Genomic DNA, 16,425 nt, shown 5'->3' on the forward strand with positions numbered 1-16,425 from the left:
ACCGCCAGAGGGAAACCATGATCCACCAGACCATTGCAGCCGGAGCACCGGCAAGCCTCGAGCGCATCGCGCTGGAGCGCACGTTCAAGAGCCATGACGGCACCGAGATCTTCTACCGCTACTGGCCGGCCGCCGGGTCGACGCCAAAGGGTGCGATCCTTCTGTTCCATCGCGGCCACGAGCATGGCGGCCGCATGGCGCATCTGGTCGACGAACTCGCCATGCCCGACCATGCCTTCTACGCCTGGGACGTGCGCGGCAATGGCCGCTCGGCCGGCGAGCGCGGCTATGCGCCATCCTTTGCCGCCCTGGTTCGTGACATCGACTGCCTGGTGCGTGAGATCGGCCGGGATGGTTTTGGCCAGCGCGACATCGCGCTGATCGCGCAGTCGTTCGGCGCCGTGCTGGCTGCTGCCTGGGTGCATGACTATGCGCCCGACATCCGCGCGCTGGTGGTGGCTTCACCGGCCTTTTCGGTCAAGCTCTACGTGCCCTTCGCCAAAGAGGGCATTGCGCTGTGGCAGAAGCTCAAGGGCCGCTTCTTCGTCAATTCCTACGTCAAGGCGAAGTTCCTGACGCATGATGCCGAGCGCATCGCTTCCTTCGACGCCGATCCGCTGATCACGCGACCGATCGCCTCCAACATCCTGGTCGAGCTTTACGACCACGCTGCCCGCATCGTCTCGGACGCGCGCGCCATCACCGTGCCGACGCAGCTCTTGATCTCCGGCAGCGATTGGGTGGTGCGGCATGGACCGCAGCACGAGTTCTTCGTCAATCTCGGCAGCAGCGCCAAGGAGCGGCATGTGCTGCCCGGCTTCTTCCACGACACGCTGGGCGAGCGCGATCGCAAGCAGGCGCTGGACCTGATCCGGCCATTCCTCGAAAAGCAATTTGCCACGCCGGAGAAAACCATCGACTTGCTTCAGGCCGACCGCGCCGGCTACACCCGCGACGAGGCCGAGAGGCTGGCCTCGCCGCTGGCGCTGCTGTCGCCAAAGGGTATCTACTGGGCGATAAGCCGCGCCTCGATCGGCATCGGCGCCTGGCTGTCTTCGGGCATGAAGATTGGCATCGCCACCGGCTTCGATTCCGGCTCGACGCTCGACTATGTCTACGAGAACGACGCGCGCGGCATCGGCTTCATCGGCCGCATGATCGACCGCACCTTCCTCGACGCCATCGGCTGGCGCGGCATCCGCCAGCGCAAGCTGCATCTGGAAGAGCTGATCGGCAACGCCGCCGCCAGCCTGAAGGCAGCCGGCCGTCCCGTCCACATGCTCGACATCGCCGCCGGTCACGGCCGCTATGTGCTCGATGCCGTCGCCAAATGCACTGAACCACCAGCAAGCGTGCGGCTGCAGGATTATTCCGAGCTCAATGTCGGGTTGGGTTCGAAGCTGATCGCCGAGCGGCGTCTGCCGACCAGCGTCAGCTTCCACCAGGCCGACGCCTTCGATGCCGACATGCTGGCCGGGCAAAAGCCGGCGCCGGACCTCGCCATCGTCTCCGGGCTTTACGAATTGTTCGCCGACAACACGATGATTTCCCGCTCGCTCGGCGGGCTGGCCAGCGCCATGCAGTCCGGCAGCCTGCTCGTCTACACCAACCAGCCATGGCATCCGCAGCTGGAGATGATCGCGCGCAGCCTGACCTCGCATCGCGGCGGCCAGGCCTGGGTGATGCGGCGGCGCACGCAGGGCGAGATGGACCAGTTGGTGACGGCTGCCGGTTTCGAAAAGATCGACCAGCGCATCGACCAATGGGGCATCTTCACCGTCTCGGTCGCACGGCGCGTCTGAGACCATGGCCCTGCCTGTCACTGACCCTGCCCCGGCGCGGGAACCCTATTTGGGCATCGTGCTGAGGGCCGCCCTTTGGCTGGCGCTGCTGGCGCCGTTCTTCTATTCGACCTATGGCTTTGCCAACTGGCTGGCGTCGCGGCGCGACCATGTCGGCAGCATCATGTTTGCCTGGGAACACGCCATCCCTTTCGTCGCCTGGACGATCGTGCCCTATTGGTCGATCAATCTGTTCTACGGCCTATCGCTGCTGCTCAACACGACCAGGCGCGGTGTCAACCGGCTCGCCGGCCGTTATCTCTCGGCGCAGATCATTGCCGTCGCCTGCTTCATCGCGTTCCCGCTGACGGCGACATTCGTGCGGCCGGAAACCACCGGCCTGCCGGGTTTCCTGTTTGCAGTGCTCGGTGGTTTCGACAAGCCGTTCAACCAGGCGCCATCCCTGCACATCGCACTCCTGGTGATCATCTGGGACCATTGGCGTCACGTTCTGGCACGTCACCGTCTCGGCGGCATTCTCCGCCCGGTCTGGCACGTCTGGTGTTTTCTCATCGGCGCCTCGGTGCTGACGACCTGGCAGCATCATTTCATCGACATTCCGACCGGCGCCCTGCTCGGCCTGTTTGCGCTGTGGCTGTTTCCGTCCAAGGGCGAGCTGCCATTCTGGGGTTTTCGGTTGACCGCCGACCCAAGGGCGCGGCGGCTGGCGGGTTATTACGGGCTGGGGGCGGCCCTTGCCCTGGCCGGCGCTGCCGAGGGCGCGTTGGTCTCCGCCGATTTTCTCATCCTGTTGTGGCCGGCATTGGCGCTGGCCATCGTCGCCTTCGGCTATGCTGGGGCCGGCGCCAAAGTGTTCCAGAAGGCAGCCGATGGTAGCGTCTCACTGGCCAACCGTATCCTGCTCCTGCCCTACCGGCTTGGCGCCCGGATCAATGTGTGGGTATGGACCCGCCAACTGGCGCCGCAAGCGGAGATCACCGACGGTGTTTTCCTCGGCCGGTTTCCGAGTGCCGACGAGGCCAACCGCTTCGGCACAGTGATCGACCTTGCCGGCGAGATGGAACGGCCGCGCGGCGTGACCTGCCGCTGGATCAGCTACGCGATGCTCGACCTCGTGGCGCCGCCTCACGACAGGCTGGAGCGAGCGGTGGCGGCGATCGAGCTGGCGCGCCGGCGCGGCACCGTCCTGGTCTGCTGCGCGCTCGGCTTCCAGCGCAGTGCAGCCGTCGTCGCCGACTGGCTGGTTGTGACCGGACGCTCGCACACTGCCGCGCAGGCGCGCAGGAAACTCGCCGCATTGAGCCGGCCCGTGCATCTTCAGATCGGGCTGGAAGAACCGACATGAGTTGGCCGGCATGAGTGGCGAGAATTTTCCCGAGAACGCCGAAATATTCGCCGCCGGACTGATGGTGCAGGCGGTGTGGCCGATCCTGCTCGTGGTGGCGGCTGTGATGGCAGCGCCGGTCATCGGCCTGGTGGCCGGGCCGCAGACGACAGCGCTGTCCGCGGCGGCCTGGCTGGTCACGGCGGCGAGCGCCGTGGCCACGCTGGCTCTTTCGGCCTTGCTTTTGTTCGATGCGCTGCTGTTCCGGCTGATGGCAAGCCACGCCAGCGAGGCCGCCGGGGGTGCCGCGGTCGACGATGTGCTGGCGCGCATGCGCCTGAAATCCACCACTGCCGGCGGCCGCTCGCTCGACCATCGCATGGCAGGCACGCGCCGCCTGCTGACAAGGCAGCGCATGGCGCTCGCCATGTTTGCTGCGGCATCCCTTTTCGCAGCATTTGTTTGAGCCATGACAAAACTTCACCTGCGCGCCAACACCTTCACCTTGCTGCAGACGGTGACGTCGGTCGGCCTGTCGGCGGCGGCCTGGGTGGTAACCGGCGTCAGACCAATCTGGAACGGCAGCCAGCCGTCGGAGCGGCAGCGCATCTATTTCGCCAACCATGCCAGCCATGGTGATTTCATCCTGCTGTCGGCTTGTCTGAGCGAGAAGGTGCGCGCCCGCACCCATGCGATCGCGGCGGCCGAATATTGGGGCAAGTCGCGGCTGCGCCGCTTCATCGCGCAGGACATGCTGTCGTCCGTGCTCATCCACCGGCAGTGGACCGACGAAACGCAACACCCGATCTCGATCATGCTGTCGGTGCTCGACGACGGCCACTCGCTGATCCTGTTTCCCGAAGGCACTCGCAACACGACGGAGGCGGATCTGCTGCCGTTCCGCTCCGGCCTCTACAATCTGTCGATGGCGCGGCCGGATGTCGAACTCATCCCGTGCTGGATCGAGAACATGTCGCGCGTGCTGCCCAAGGGCCAGTTCCTACCGGTGCCGCTTTTGTGCCGCGTCGTCTTCGGTCCGCCGGTGGCGATCGCGCCCGGCGAAGAACGCCGCACCTTCCTCGAGCGCGCGCGCCAGACGCTGCTGTCGCTCAACCCGCGTCCGGATCGAGACGACTGATGCCACTCACGCTTCCACCGATGCATGAAACCGTCATCCTGCTGGCCGGCCTTGTCTGCGTGCTGACCACGGCGAGCGTCATTGCCGGCATCCTGTCGTGGCGGGCGCCGAAGCCGTTGCCCTCGACGCTCGTCAACTTGAACCAGCGCATCAACGCCTGGTGGGTGATGGTGCTGGCGATCACCGTCGCCTTCTTCTTCGGCCGCACCGGCATGACCATCCTGTTTGCGCTGATCTCGTTTGCCGCGCTGCGCGAGTTCGTGACGCTGACGCACAGCCGGCGCAGCGACCACTGGGTGCTGCTCGGCATGTTCGGCATCATCATTCCCTTCCAGTACTGGCTGGTGTGGACCGCCTGGTACGGGCTGTTCACCATCTTCATCCCCGTCTACTGCTTCCTCTTGATGCCGGCGATCACCGCGCTCAACGGCGACACCGAGCGCTTCCTCGAGCGCGTGTCCGCGCAGCAATGGGCGGTCATGATCTCGGTCTACTGCGTCAGCCATGTGCCGGCGCTGCTGACGCTCAACGTGCCCGGTTTCGAGGGCCGCAACCTCCTGCTCATCGCCTTCCTGATCATCACCGTGCAAGGCAGCGACGTGCTGCAATACATTTTCGGCAAGCTGTTCGGCCGGCATTTTTTGTCGCCGTCCGTTTCGCCATCAAAGACTTGGGAAGGGCTGATCGGCGGGCTGGTGTCATCGAGCCTGCTCGGCGCGCTGCTGTCGTTCCTGACGCCGTTCTCGCCGCTCGCGGCGGCAGGCGTCGCCTTCATCGCCTGCCTGATGGGGTTCCTCGGCGGGCTGGTGGCGTCGGCGATCAAGCGCGACCAGGGGGTCAAGGACTGGGGCCACCTCATCGAAGGCCATGGCGGCATGATGGACCGCGCCGACAGCCTGGTCTTCGCCGCGCCGGTGTTCTTCCACATCGTCCGCTATTTCTGGACGTGAGCGAAGCCGCTCAATCGCGGATCGCGCGGCCCGCCTGCTGCAACAGTTCGAAGGCGGCGAAGCGCTTGTCGTGCCAAGGCACCAGATCGCCGCCGGCCGGGCGATAGATGTCGCCGATGCGCGACATGCCGGTCATCGCCGCGATCACATCGGGATATTTTTGCGCCGCCACCGCCGCCAATATGGACGAGCCGAGCAGCACCGGTTCGGGCGAGGTCGAACCGGCGACGGTCAGGCCTGTGGTGTCGGCCAAAAGCTGACGTACCAGCTCGCTTTGCGCGGCACCGCCGCTGACGACGATGGTGCCGATGGCGATGCCTTTGTTGGCCATCGCCGCAAGGATCTGGCGCACGCCGTAGCCGATGCCCAGCAGGCCGGCGACATAGAGCGCGACCAGACTGTCGAGGGACGTGTCCATGCCAAGCCCGGCGATCAAGGCCTTGGACTCGGGATCGGCGAAGGGCGAGCGGTTGCCGAGGAATTCCGGCACGACATGCAGTCCATCGGCCAGGTGCGCTACGGCGGACAGGTCGGCGGACTGCTTCGCCGCCTGCTGACCAAGCCAAGCGGTCAGGCCGAGACCTTCCGCCTTGGCTTTTGCGGATGCCTCAGCCGTGGCCGGATGGAAAGCGACGAGGTGGTCGATTGCAGCACCCGCCGCCGATTGCCCGCCTTCATTGAGCCAAAGCCCCGGCACCATCGAGGAAAAATACGGGCCCCAGACGCCGGGCACGAAGGCCGGCTCGCTGGTGCTGGCCATGGTGCAGGCCGAAGTGCCGAACACATAGGCCATGCGCGACTGCAAGGTGCCGACGGAGCCCTGCCCGCCAACCGTGCCGACTCCCCCGGCATGGGCATCGATCAGGCCGGCAGCAACCGGCGTTCCCGGCAGCAGGCCGAGATCGGCCGCGGCGGCCTCAGTCAGGCCTTGGGCAAGTGCCGTGCCGCCTTCGACGATTTCGGTGCCGATGCGGGCAAAGCCTTCATCGGCGAGCGCGCCGAGGCCGACGGCACGGAAATAGGCGTCGTCCCAGCGCCGCTCATGACCGAGATAGGTCCATTTGCAGGTCAGCGTGCAGATCGAGCGCCCCAGGCTGCCGGTCGAGCGCCAGGTCAGATAGTCGGTGAGGTCGAAGAAATGCTCGGCGGCATCGAAGGTGGCGGGCAGGTTTTCGCGCAGCCACAACAGCTTCGGCGTTTCCATCTCCGGCGATATGGTGCCGCCGACATAATCGAGCACGGCGTGCTTGCCGGCATTGATGCGCTGCGCCTGATCGAGCGCACGATGGTCCATCCAGACGATGATGTTGCGCTGGGCATCGCCGGAATGGCCGACCGGCAACGGCGCGCCGTCCTTGCCGACCACGACCAGCGAACAGGTCGCGTCGAAGCCGATGCCGGCAATGTCGCGCCCAGCGAGCCCCGACTTGGTCACCGCCTCGCGCACGCTGGCGCAAACCGCACGCCAGATGTCCTCGCTCGACTGTTCGGCGATTTCGCCGGGCTCGATGAACAGAGCGATGTCGCGCTTCGCCGAGGCAAGCATGGCGCCCTTGCTGTCGAACACCCCCGCCCTGGCACTGCCAGTGCCGACGTCGATGCCGAGGAAGTGGGACATGGGGAACCTCAGAAGTTAGGCAGTAGGCAGTGGGCAGTAGGCAGTAGGCAGTAGGCAGTAGGCGAGATGGTCAGCAGTGAACGGTCAGTTGCAAGAGCCTCTCCCCATTCCCTGCCTAATGCCTATTGCCTCACAAATCATTGCTCTGCGGCAGGATCACCAGGTCCCGGATGGTGACGTTGCGTGGCCTAGTCAGCATGAACAGCACGGCTTCGGCGACCTCGACCGGTTGTATCAGGCCGCCCTTGGCCAGTTCATCCTCAAGCTTGTCCTTCGGCCAATCGCTGATCAGCGCTGTCACCACCGGCCCCGGCTGCACCGCGCCGACGCGCAGGCCATGCGGGGCGACCTGGCGGCGCACCGTATGGACGAAGGCCTGCACGGCGTGTTTCGACGCTGTGTAGATCGGCTCCCAGACCACGGGCACCAGTCCGGCGATCGAAGACGTGACGATGATGTCGCCGGTCTTGCGTTCGACCATATGCGGCAGCACGGCGTGGATGGAACGAAAGACCGCATTGATGTTGAGGTTCAGCATGCGGTCCCAGGCATCCGGGTTGCCTTCGAGCACCGGGCCGCCGACATAGGCGCCGGCATTGGCGTGGAAGATATCGAGCTGGCCTGCCTTGTCCAGGATTTGCGGCATCATCGTCGCGACGCTGGCCGGCTTCATCAGATCGATCACCAGCGGGATCGCGTTGGGACCGAGTTCGGTGCAGACGCTTTTCAGCGCGTCTTCGGCGCGATCGACGAGCACAACGCGAACGCCGGCGGCAATCAGCGCTCTCGCGCATTCCAGGCCTATGCCCGACGCGGCGCCGGTGATCGCCGCGACTTTTCCACTCAAATCCTGAGCCATTCTTCTATCCTCGTATTCTCTGTTGGTTCAGGCTCGGCCGTGGGAAACCCGCGAGCGGCGTGCCAGGGAGTCGACGATGACCGCAATTGCCAGAACGGCGCCGGTGATCATGTAGCGAAGCGACGATGACAGATCGAGCAAGGTCAGCCCGCTGGCGATCGACTGGATGACGATGATGCCGAGCAGCGCGGAATAGGCGCTGCCCCGGCCGCCAAACAGGCTGGTGCCGCCTATGACCGCCGCCGCAATGGCGTTGAGGTTGACGTCGCCGGTGCCGGCCTGCTGGCTGGCGGAGGCCAGCCGCGCCGCCGACAGCACGCCGCCAAGGGCGGCAAACATCGAGCACATGACGAAGGCGCTGAGGTAGATCGAGCGCACCTTGATGCCGGCCCGGCGCGCCGCTTCGCGGTTGCCGCCGACGGCGGTCATCGAGCGGCCCCATTGGGTGCGGGTCAGCGCATAGTTCATCGCCACCACAAGGCCGACGAACAGGCCGAACATCCACGGTATGCCGCGCGCCTGGTTGAGATAACCGACGATCAGTTCGAGCAGGATGGTCAGGGCGGCGACGCGCACGATGAGGCCGCCGACAGACGGCGCCGACAAATTGACGGCCCGGCGGCGGCTGACGGTGCGCAGGCCGGTGATCAGCATGACGATGCCGGGCAATGCCGCCAGTGCATAGGACAGCCAGTCCGGCATGACCAGCAACTGGCCGAAATTCACCAGGTTCGACCCATAGGGCAGATTGATCGAGCCGGTGGAGCCCAGAATATACAGCTGCAGGCCGAGCACGGCGAGCAGGCCGGCGAGCGTCGAGACGAAGCTTGGCATGCCGAGCCGGTTGAACAGCAAGGCATAGAGCCCGCCGATGAAACCGCCGACGGCGATCGCGGCGAGGATGGCGAGCGCCACCGGCCAGCCCTGGTTGACCCACAGTGTGCCGACCATGGCCGAGGCAAAGCCGCTGATCGAGCCGACCGACAGGTCGATCTCGCCGACCATCAGCACACAGACGATGCCGAGCGCGATGACGCCGACGGTCGAGCAGTCGAACAGGAGATTGACCAGATTGCTCGACGAGACGAAGACCGGATTGAGGGCGGTGAACACGCTCCAGATGATGACCAGGCCGACGATGACCGGCAACGAGCCGAGGTCGCCGGAGCGGACGCGGTCGAAGAAGGCGCTGATGGCGCCACCAACGCCGGCCTGGTGCTTGACGCGCACGTCGCTGCGGTCGAGCGCCGTCGACGAGGAGGTGTCCTGCTTGGGCTCCGCGCTCATGGCCGCTGCTCCTGATTGTTCGCTTGTTCGGCGGCCTTGCGCCGTTCGGCGCGGCGCGACACTGCATTGTTGGCGGCGCCGGTGATGGCGCTGACCAGTTCCTGGTTCGAGGCGTCGGGTTCGAAGACGCCGTTGTTGCGGCCGAGCCTGAGCACCACGATGCGATCGGCGACGGCGCGCACGTCCTCCATATTGTGACTGATCATCAGCACGCCGAGCCCACGCTCGCGCACCCGGTCGATGAGGTTCAGCACTTCCGCCGTCTGGGCGACGCCAAGCGCGGCGGTCGGCTCGTCGAGGAGGATGACCTTGGGGTCGAGCAGCAGCGAGCGGGCGATCGCCACCGTCTGGCGCTGGCCGCCGGACAGCGAGGCGACCGCCTCGCGGACGCTTGGAATACGCGCCGACAATTCGTTGAGCAGCGTCCAGGCGCGGATCTCCATCGCCACCTCGTCCAGCCGTAGCGGGTTGAGCTCCTTGCCGAGAAAGATGTTGGCTACGACGTCCAGGTTTTCGCACAGCGCCAGATCCTGGAAAACGGTGGCGATGCCGAGCGTCAGCGCGGCACTCGGGTCAGGCATGGTCACCTGCCTGCCGCGGAAATTGATGGTGCCCGAGCTCGGCTGGTGGACGCCGGCCAGGATCTTGACCAGCGTCGACTTGCCGGCGCCATTGTCGCCGACCAGCGCCACCACTTCGCCGGCATGGACATCGAGATCGATATCGGTGAGCGCCGAAACGGCGCCGAAATTCTTCGAGATGCCGCGCAGGCTGAGCACCAGCTCTCCTGCCGAAACCGGTCCGTCAGAGATGTCAGACATGGTGGCAAACCTTTCCGGATGGCTGTCAAGAGTGACTGCGAACTTCCGGCCACCGCAAGGGCGGCCGGAAAGCAGGATCAGGATTCTAGGTCATCCTTTTATGCATGTCGTTATCCCAAAACCGCTGCGCACTTTTGGGCGACCTGCATTGTCACTTTGTAATGCCGAGCTTCTTGCAACCTTCGGCGTAGCGGTCGACGCAAAGCTCTTCGGCGGTGTTGATCTTCTTGTCGATGATCTCGGCCTTTAGGTTTTCCTGCGTCACCACCGCCGGCGTGAACAGCTGCGAAGGAGTGTCGTAGAGGGTCATTTCGGCCTTCGGCGTCTCGCCCGACAGAAGCTGGACGGCGACGTTGGCGGCAGCCGCCGCAACGATCTCGCTCGGCTTGGAGATGGTGTTGTACTGGTCGCCGGCGATGATCAGCTGCAGGGCGGCGATGGTCGCGTCATTGCCGGTCACCGGCGGCACCGGATCGACTCCGGCGGCCTTGAAAGCGGCGATGGCGCCACCACCGGTGCCGTCATTGGCCGCAACGACGCCGACGATCTGCGTGGAGAAGCGGGTGATCTGGCCGCTTGCCCATTGCTGCGCCTTCGGCGGCGCCCATTCCGGCGTGTCGTATTCGGCAAGGATCTTGTAGCCGCTGTTGTCGAGGCTGGAATGGATGCCCTTCTTGATCAGCCCGGCGGCCGCGTCGGTCGGCGATCCGTTGATCTGCAGCAGGCCGCCGCTGGCGGGGTCGACCTTCAGGGCCTTGAGGTGTTCAACGAGCGAGTCGGCAATGGCCTTGCCGATGCCTTCATTGTTGAATGAGACGTAGAAGTCGGCAGGTGCAGTCGGGATCGGGCGATCATAGGCGATGACCTTGACGCCCTGGCTCTGCGCCAGCTTGACCAGCGAGGCGGCGGCGGTCGAGTCGACAGGGTCAAGCACGATCGCCTTGGCGCCCTGCGAGATTACCGAGTTGAACTGCTGCTGCTGGCGCGAGGCGTCGGCATCGGCGTTCTGGTAGATCACCTTGCAGCCGGGGCAGAGTTTTTTCATCTCGGCGACGAAGCCGGGATAGTCGTGCTGCTCGTAGCGCGTCGAGGCCTGGTCGGGCATCAAGAAGGCGACCGTGGCGTCGGTAACCGGGGCGGCAAAGGCAGCGGTGCCGCCAAGAAGAGACAGAGTGAGCGCAATGGCTCCCGTCGATTTCCAGGCAAATCTGGTCATTTTGATAGCTCCGTTTCAAGGAATGGTTTCATGAAGCCCTGGACACCACATGGCGCCGGGCCTTGACTGCAGTCGGCTGTTGCGAGGAACAACGGAGCACTTGATCCGTGCTGCGCATCCCCTTGATATCCCTGGATTTCGGGACAAGCGATCTCCAGCACGGGGCGCCTCCAACGCACCCCGCGTTCTTACCTCAGTAAACGTCTAGGCTCCTCCCGGTCCTCCCTGTTAGGCGGCAATCTCCGCGCTGATGTTTTCCGCCAGCAGGGCCCTGAAGCGCGAAGGCGACATGCCTTTCTGGGTCAGGAACTGGCGGTTGAAATTCGAGATGTTGTTGTAGCCGGCGGCATAGCAGATCTCGGTGATCGGCATGTCGGCCTCGCTCATCAGCAGCTGGCAGGCGAGGTTGATGCGCAACCGGTTGACATACTGCACCAGCGCCATGCCGGTATGGCGGCGGAAGCTGCGCGAAAACGCGCTCGGGCTGCGGCCGGCGATCGCCGCCAGATCGCTTTCGCTGAACGGCTCGGTCAGGTTGGCGTTGATATAGGCAAGCGCCTTGTTGACGCCGGCCGACATGAAGCCTGAGGGATCCGGCAGATAGCTGGCGCTGGTGAGCGTCCGCACATCGGCGGCGCGGCTCAGAATATCGATCAGTTCCATGAACAAAGCGATGCGGCGAACGCCTTGCGCTTCGACCAGTTCGGCCAGCACAGGTGCGGCGAGCTTGGCGGTAGCGGTGGAGAACAGCGCGCCGCGGCGGCTGAGCTCGAGAATGTTTTCACAACCGGCAAGTTCCGGCAACGCGGCGGTGGCGTCGGCAATGAACTCTTGCGAGAACTGCACGACGCGGCCGCGCAGCGGCACGCTGGCGCCTGCCGGCACGTCGCTGACCCAGTTGTGCGGCAGGTTCGGGCCGGTGAGCACGAGGTTGCCGGGCTCGAACTCGCCGATGAAGTCACCGACGAAATAATGGCCCGTGGTGGCGACGACGTGATGGATTTCGTATTCGGGGTGGAAGTGCCAGCGCACCGTGTGGAAGGGGTAGCCGTGGGCCCAGGCCTTGAACGACTCGCCGCGTCTGATCTGGACGACTTCCAAGTCCGGATTCATGTCAGTTCCTCCCGGCGCCGGTCCGGTCATGCGACCAGTTGCAGTGCCATCTCCCGCAGGCCGCGTTTGCCGCTCTCTGCAGTGATCGAAGCTTAGGCGGCAATTCATGCAGCCGCCACCACGGTGTGTCCACCTCACTGATACTTTTTTGACGTTTTTGTGGTCAAGGCGATACGTTTGCGAGTACGCGGGAGAGATCAGGCCCCGCTTGCGAGACGGTGACGACGCAAACGATGTCGCCGGCGGCGAGAGCTGGTCGCTCGATTTCGGCTCCGTCACAGTGACAATATGCAAAGGGAGCGGATCGGCATGACAAGGACGTTCACCTACTCCGGCAGCCCTGCGCATATTGTCTTCGGCAATGGCGCGTCGTCCGAGGTGGGCACCTGGATCGAAAAACTCGGCTGCAAGCGCGCGCTGGTGCTGTCGACGCCGCATCGGGCTGCCGACGGCGAGGCGCTTGCCAAGTCCCTCGGCGCGCTGGCGGCCGGCATCTTTTCGGGCGCCGCCATGCACACGCCGGTCGAGGTAACCCAAACGGCAATGGCCAAGGCAACCGAGGTCAAGGCTGACTGCGTTGTCGCGCTTGGCGGCGGCTCGACCACCGGTCTCGGCAAGGCGATCGCCTGGCGCACCGACCTGCCGCAGATCGTCATCCCGACCACCTATGCCGGCTCGGAGGTGACGCCGATCCTCGGTCAGACCGAGAACGGCGAAAAAACCACAATGCGTGACGCAAGGATCCTGCCGGAAGTGGTGATCTACGATCCAGAGCTGACCGTCGGCCTGCCGATAGCGATGAGCGTCGCGTCAGGACTCAACGCCATGGCGCACGCGGCCGAAGCGCTTTACGCGCAGGATCGCAATCCGATTTCCACCCTGATGGCGAAAGAAGGATTGCACGCCATGACGGCGGCGCTGCCGGTGTTGACCAAGGAGCCTGGAAACATCGATGCACGCGGCGATGCGCTTTACGGCGCCTGGCTGTGCGGTACGGTGCTCGGCGCCGTCGGCATGGCGCTGCATCACAAGATCTGTCATACGCTCGGCGGCTCTTTCGACATGCCGCATGCCGAGACGCATGCGGTGATGTTGCCGCACACGATCGGCTTCAACGCCGTCGCGGTGCCCGACTTGTTGAAGCCGGTCGCCGACTTGTTTGGCGGCAGCGCCGGTAGCGGTCTCCAGGATTTCGCCAAGGCGGTCGGCGCGCCCCTTACATTGAAAGAACTCGGCCTCATGCAGGCCGATCTCGACCGCGCCGCTGAGATTGCGACCAGGAACCCATACTGGAATCCGCGGCCTTTCGACCGCGCCGCAATCCGCGCCCTGTTGCAGGACGCGTGGGAGGGAAGGCGTCCGCAAAACTGACTGCAACAAGCAAGGAACTTACCCGCCGCGAATTCATCAGGAAGACCGCCATGAGTGGCTCCGCCTGATCGGCGCAGGCCGCTCACGCTTTTGTGCGCGTGAAAAACTGCGCGGCTCGAAAAGCCCATTGACATCAACCGTATTTTCAACGCAAACGTTATATTGTTACTGTTATACAGTTACACAGCCCGCCTCTCCGGCGACATACCTTTCAGACTGCAAGGAGACCACGGATGCGTCGCATTCCCTTTCTCGCCGCGCTGCTCGTCGCGGTGCCGCTTTTGACCGGCACGGCTGCCCGCGCCGAAGACAAGCTGACCATCGTGGCGGCCGAGAATTTCTATGGCGACCTTGCCCGCCAGATCGGCGGCAGCAACGTCGCCGTCACCAGCATCCTGGCCAATCCCGATGACGATCCGCATCTGTTCGAGACCAGCCCGTCGACGGCGCGCACCATCGCCGACGCCAAGATCGTCATCTACAACGGCGCCGACTACGATCCGTGGATGGACAAGCTGCTGTCGGCCTCGACAGCCAAGGATCGCACGACCATCGTCGCCGCCGACCTGATCGGCAAGAAGTCGGGCGACAACCCGCATCTGTGGTACGACCCGGCGACGCTGCCGGCCATCGCCAAGGCGCTGAGCGCCGATCTTGCCAAACGCGATCCGGCCAATGCAGCGCATTACGAGGCCAATCTCAAGGCATTCCAGACCTCGCTCGAGGCCATTGACAAGGAAATCGCCGACGTCAAGAACACCTATGCCGGCACCGAGGTGACGGCTACCGAGCCGGTCTTCGGCTACATGGCGGAAGCGCTCGGCCTGAAAATGCTGAACTACGATTTCCAGGTGGCTTTGATGAACGATGCGGAGCCGAGCGCCACGCAGGTGGCGGCGTTCGAAAACAGCCTGAAGGACGGCTCGGCCAAGATCCTGTTCTACAATTCGCAGGTGACCGACGAGGCAACGACAAGGCTGCTCGACATCGCCAGGCAGAATAAGGTCACTGTCATCGGCGTCACCGAGACGGAACCGGCGGGCCAGACGATCCAGACCTGGTTCCGCGGCCAGATCGACGCGGTCCAGAAGGCGCTCGCCGCCCGCACACAATGAACGTGACTGCGAATGAATGTGACTAAATGAACGCAATCGAATTCGACAAGGTCACGCTGACCTATGGGGGACGCCGGGTTTTATCCGACGTCTCCTTTTCTCTACCGCAAGGCGCCTTTGTCGGCCTGCTCGGCGCCAATGGCGCCGGCAAGACGACGATGCTGCGCGCCATTCTCGGCCTGATCAAACCGGCCGGCGGCGCCATTTCGGTGCTTGGCAAATCGCCGACGCGCGGCAACGCCGACATCGGCTATATGCCGCAGGCGCGGCGCGCGCTTGGCGATGTCGGCGTCAGCGGCCTCGACTTCGTGCTGAGTGCCGCCGGCGGGCATCGCTGGGGCTGGCCCGTCGCATCGGCTGCCGAGAAGGAGGCGGCGTGGAAGGCACTTGAAGAGGTGGGCGCCGGCAGCCTCGCGCGCCGTCCCTTGGGCGAGCTTTCCGGTGGCGAGCGCCAGCGCATCCTGATCGCGCAATCGTTGATCGGCAATCCGCAACTGCTTTTGCTCGACGAGCCGCTGATCAGCCTCGATGCGGGCCATCAGCGCGCGATCATCGACCTGGTGCACGACATCGGCGAGCGGCTCGGCATTGCCGTGCTGTTCTGCTCGCACGAGATCAACCCGCTGCTGCGCGCCGTCGACCGCGTGCTCTATCTCGGCAACCGCAAGGCGGCGATCGGTTCCGTCGACGAGGTCATCAGCGGTCCGGTGCTGTCGAAACTCTATGGCACGCATATCAATGTGGTGCGGGTTGCCGGCCGCATCTTCGTCATGGCCGACGATGTCGAACTGGAGAGCGGGGCGCATGTCCACGATCTTTGACTATGAATTCATGCGCAACGCCTTCTATGCCTGCACCATTGTCGGCATCGTTTCGGGCGCGGTCGGCTATTTCCTCGTGCTCCGGGGCCAGACCTTCGCCGGCCATGCGCTCTCCCATGTCGGCTTTCCCGGGGCCACCGGCGCCGGCCTGATCGGGCTGTCGCCGTTTCTCGGCCTCACCGTGTTCACCGTCGCCGCCGGCATCGGCATCGGCCTGCTCGGCGAACGCGCGCATCGCGACGTCGCCATCGGCATCGTTTTGACGCTGTCGCTCGGCCTGGGCTTGCTGTTTCTGCATTTCTACACCGCCTTCGCCTCGCAGGCGACCAACGTGCTGTTCGGCAATGTGCTGGGCATCAGCCTGCGAACCGTCATCGTGCTTGCGGTGCTGGCGGTGGCGATCCTTGTCGCGCTTTTGCTGATCGCGCGGCCGCTGCTGTTCGCCAGCCTGCAGCCGGAACTCGCCGAAGCGCGCGGCGTGCCGCTCACTCTTGTCTCGACCCTGTTCATGGTGCTGGTCGCCGTCGCCACGTCCGAGGCGGTGCAGATCGTCGGCGTGCTGCTCGTCTTCGCGCTGATGGTGGCGCCTGCAGCCACCGCCCTCAGGCTTACCAGCGGCGTCGGAGCCGGCGTGCTGACGTCCATCGCGCTTGCCGTGATCATCGCCTGGATCAGCCTGACGCTCGCCTTCCTGACCGACTGGCCGACGAGCTTCTGGATCACGGCGCTGGGCGCGGCGGCCTATGTCGTCAGCGGCATGGTCCGGCGCCCGTCGGTCCGAGAGACTCAGAGCGCCGACGCCGGCCCCTGAGGCTTGCCCTCCGGCGGGTCGATCGGGCCGGCTGGAGTGCAAAACTGACGTGAGGGAAATACACCCAAAAAAAGTCAGGTTTACAAATCGGCTCCTGAAACGTTTCAGCCGCGAAAGACAAATTCATCCAATCGCCTAGATCGCGACCTCTGTCGCGCCAAAGGGCCGCTCCGGAGCGG

At 64.6% G+C, this 16,425-nt stretch carries 15 protein-coding genes; 9 read left to right on the forward strand and 6 right to left on the reverse strand.

The window, feature by feature from the left end; translation table 11 throughout:
- Positions 1–17 precede the first annotated feature (17 nt).
- Genes X730_RS140505 through X730_RS140485 form a run of 5 tightly spaced genes read left to right on the forward strand, consistent with a single transcriptional unit; the run spans position 18 to position 5,214 of the window.
- Positions 18–1,802 carry a bifunctional alpha/beta hydrolase/class I SAM-dependent methyltransferase gene (locus X730_RS140505; protein ID WP_023831078.1) on the forward strand — a complete coding sequence of 595 codons (1,785 nt, stop codon included), beginning with the start codon at positions 18–20 and terminating at the stop codon, positions 1,800–1,802.
- A 4-nt stretch (positions 1,803–1,806) separates the two neighbouring features.
- Positions 1,807–3,147 (forward strand): phosphatase PAP2/dual specificity phosphatase family protein, encoded by a 1,341-nt coding sequence (locus X730_RS140500; protein WP_023695494.1) that lies wholly within the window; start codon positions 1,807–1,809, stop codon positions 3,145–3,147.
- A gap of 10 nt (positions 3,148–3,157) precedes the next feature.
- The gene (locus X730_RS140495) at positions 3,158–3,592 is read left to right on the forward strand and encodes a hypothetical protein (protein ID WP_023688985.1); all 435 of its coding nucleotides are present in this window, start codon (positions 3,158–3,160) and stop codon (positions 3,590–3,592) included.
- A gap of 3 nt (positions 3,593–3,595) precedes the next feature.
- Positions 3,596–4,264: a lysophospholipid acyltransferase family protein gene (locus tag X730_RS140490; protein ID WP_023685463.1), complete on the forward strand. Its 669-nt coding sequence runs from the start codon at positions 3,596–3,598 to the stop codon at positions 4,262–4,264.
- A gap of 20 nt (positions 4,265–4,284) precedes the next feature.
- Complete coding sequence (locus tag X730_RS140485) at positions 4,285–5,214, forward strand: phosphatidate cytidylyltransferase (protein ID WP_023827267.1); 930 nt, start codon at positions 4,285–4,287, stop codon at positions 5,212–5,214.
- 10 nt (positions 5,215–5,224) lie between these two features.
- On the opposite strand, the gene X730_RS140480 is transcribed toward X730_RS140485, so the two are convergent.
- From X730_RS140480 to X730_RS140455, 6 genes are all read right to left on the reverse strand, one after another.
- Positions 5,225–6,832, reverse strand: a complete 1,608-nt coding sequence (locus X730_RS140480) for an FGGY-family carbohydrate kinase (protein ID WP_023827268.1) — start codon at positions 6,830–6,832, stop codon at positions 5,225–5,227.
- A gap of 130 nt (positions 6,833–6,962) precedes the next feature.
- Positions 6,963–7,691, reverse strand: a complete 729-nt coding sequence (locus tag X730_RS140475; RefSeq protein WP_023727028.1) for an SDR family oxidoreductase — start codon at positions 7,689–7,691, stop codon at positions 6,963–6,965.
- Between the two features lie 27 nt (positions 7,692–7,718).
- Positions 7,719–8,978: an ABC transporter permease gene (locus X730_RS140470; RefSeq protein ID WP_023727027.1), complete on the reverse strand. Its 1,260-nt coding sequence runs from the start codon at positions 8,976–8,978 to the stop codon at positions 7,719–7,721.
- Positions 8,975–9,799, reverse strand: coding sequence for an ATP-binding cassette domain-containing protein (locus tag X730_RS140465; protein ID WP_023695497.1), 825 nt, complete (start codon positions 9,797–9,799; stop codon positions 8,975–8,977). Before X730_RS140465 ends, X730_RS140470 begins: the two co-directional genes overlap by 4 nt.
- A gap of 151 nt (positions 9,800–9,950) precedes the next feature.
- The gene (locus tag X730_RS140460; protein WP_023672498.1) at positions 9,951–11,015 is read right to left on the reverse strand and encodes a sugar ABC transporter substrate-binding protein; all 1,065 of its coding nucleotides are present in this window, start codon (positions 11,013–11,015) and stop codon (positions 9,951–9,953) included.
- Between the two features lie 228 nt (positions 11,016–11,243).
- Positions 11,244–12,128: an AraC family transcriptional regulator gene (locus tag X730_RS140455; RefSeq protein WP_023672497.1), complete on the reverse strand. Its 885-nt coding sequence runs from the start codon at positions 12,126–12,128 to the stop codon at positions 11,244–11,246.
- Positions 12,129–12,437: 309 nt separating this feature from the next.
- Between X730_RS140455 and X730_RS140450 the strand changes: the two genes are divergently transcribed.
- The 4 genes from X730_RS140450 to X730_RS140435 all read left to right on the forward strand — a co-directional run bounded on the left by X730_RS140450 (position 12,438) and on the right by X730_RS140435 (position 16,246).
- Positions 12,438–13,499 carry a maleylacetate reductase gene (locus tag X730_RS140450; protein ID WP_031197277.1) on the forward strand — a complete coding sequence of 354 codons (1,062 nt, stop codon included), beginning with the start codon at positions 12,438–12,440 and terminating at the stop codon, positions 13,497–13,499.
- A 233-nt stretch (positions 13,500–13,732) separates the two neighbouring features.
- Positions 13,733–14,614 (forward strand): zinc ABC transporter substrate-binding protein, encoded by an 882-nt coding sequence (locus tag X730_RS140445; protein ID WP_023740093.1) that lies wholly within the window; start codon positions 13,733–13,735, stop codon positions 14,612–14,614.
- Between the two features lie 26 nt (positions 14,615–14,640).
- The gene (locus X730_RS140440) at positions 14,641–15,435 is read left to right on the forward strand and encodes an ABC transporter ATP-binding protein (RefSeq protein ID WP_023735454.1); all 795 of its coding nucleotides are present in this window, start codon (positions 14,641–14,643) and stop codon (positions 15,433–15,435) included.
- Positions 15,419–16,246, forward strand: a complete 828-nt coding sequence (locus X730_RS140435) for a metal ABC transporter permease (protein WP_023685454.1) — start codon at positions 15,419–15,421, stop codon at positions 16,244–16,246. The genes X730_RS140440 and X730_RS140435 overlap by 17 nt, the downstream gene beginning before the upstream one ends.
- The last annotated feature ends 179 nt before the right edge of the window (positions 16,247–16,425 follow it).

This window comes from Mesorhizobium sp. L103C131B0 (assembly GCF_000502275.1).
Taxonomy (GTDB): Bacteria; Pseudomonadota; Alphaproteobacteria; order Rhizobiales; family Rhizobiaceae; genus Mesorhizobium.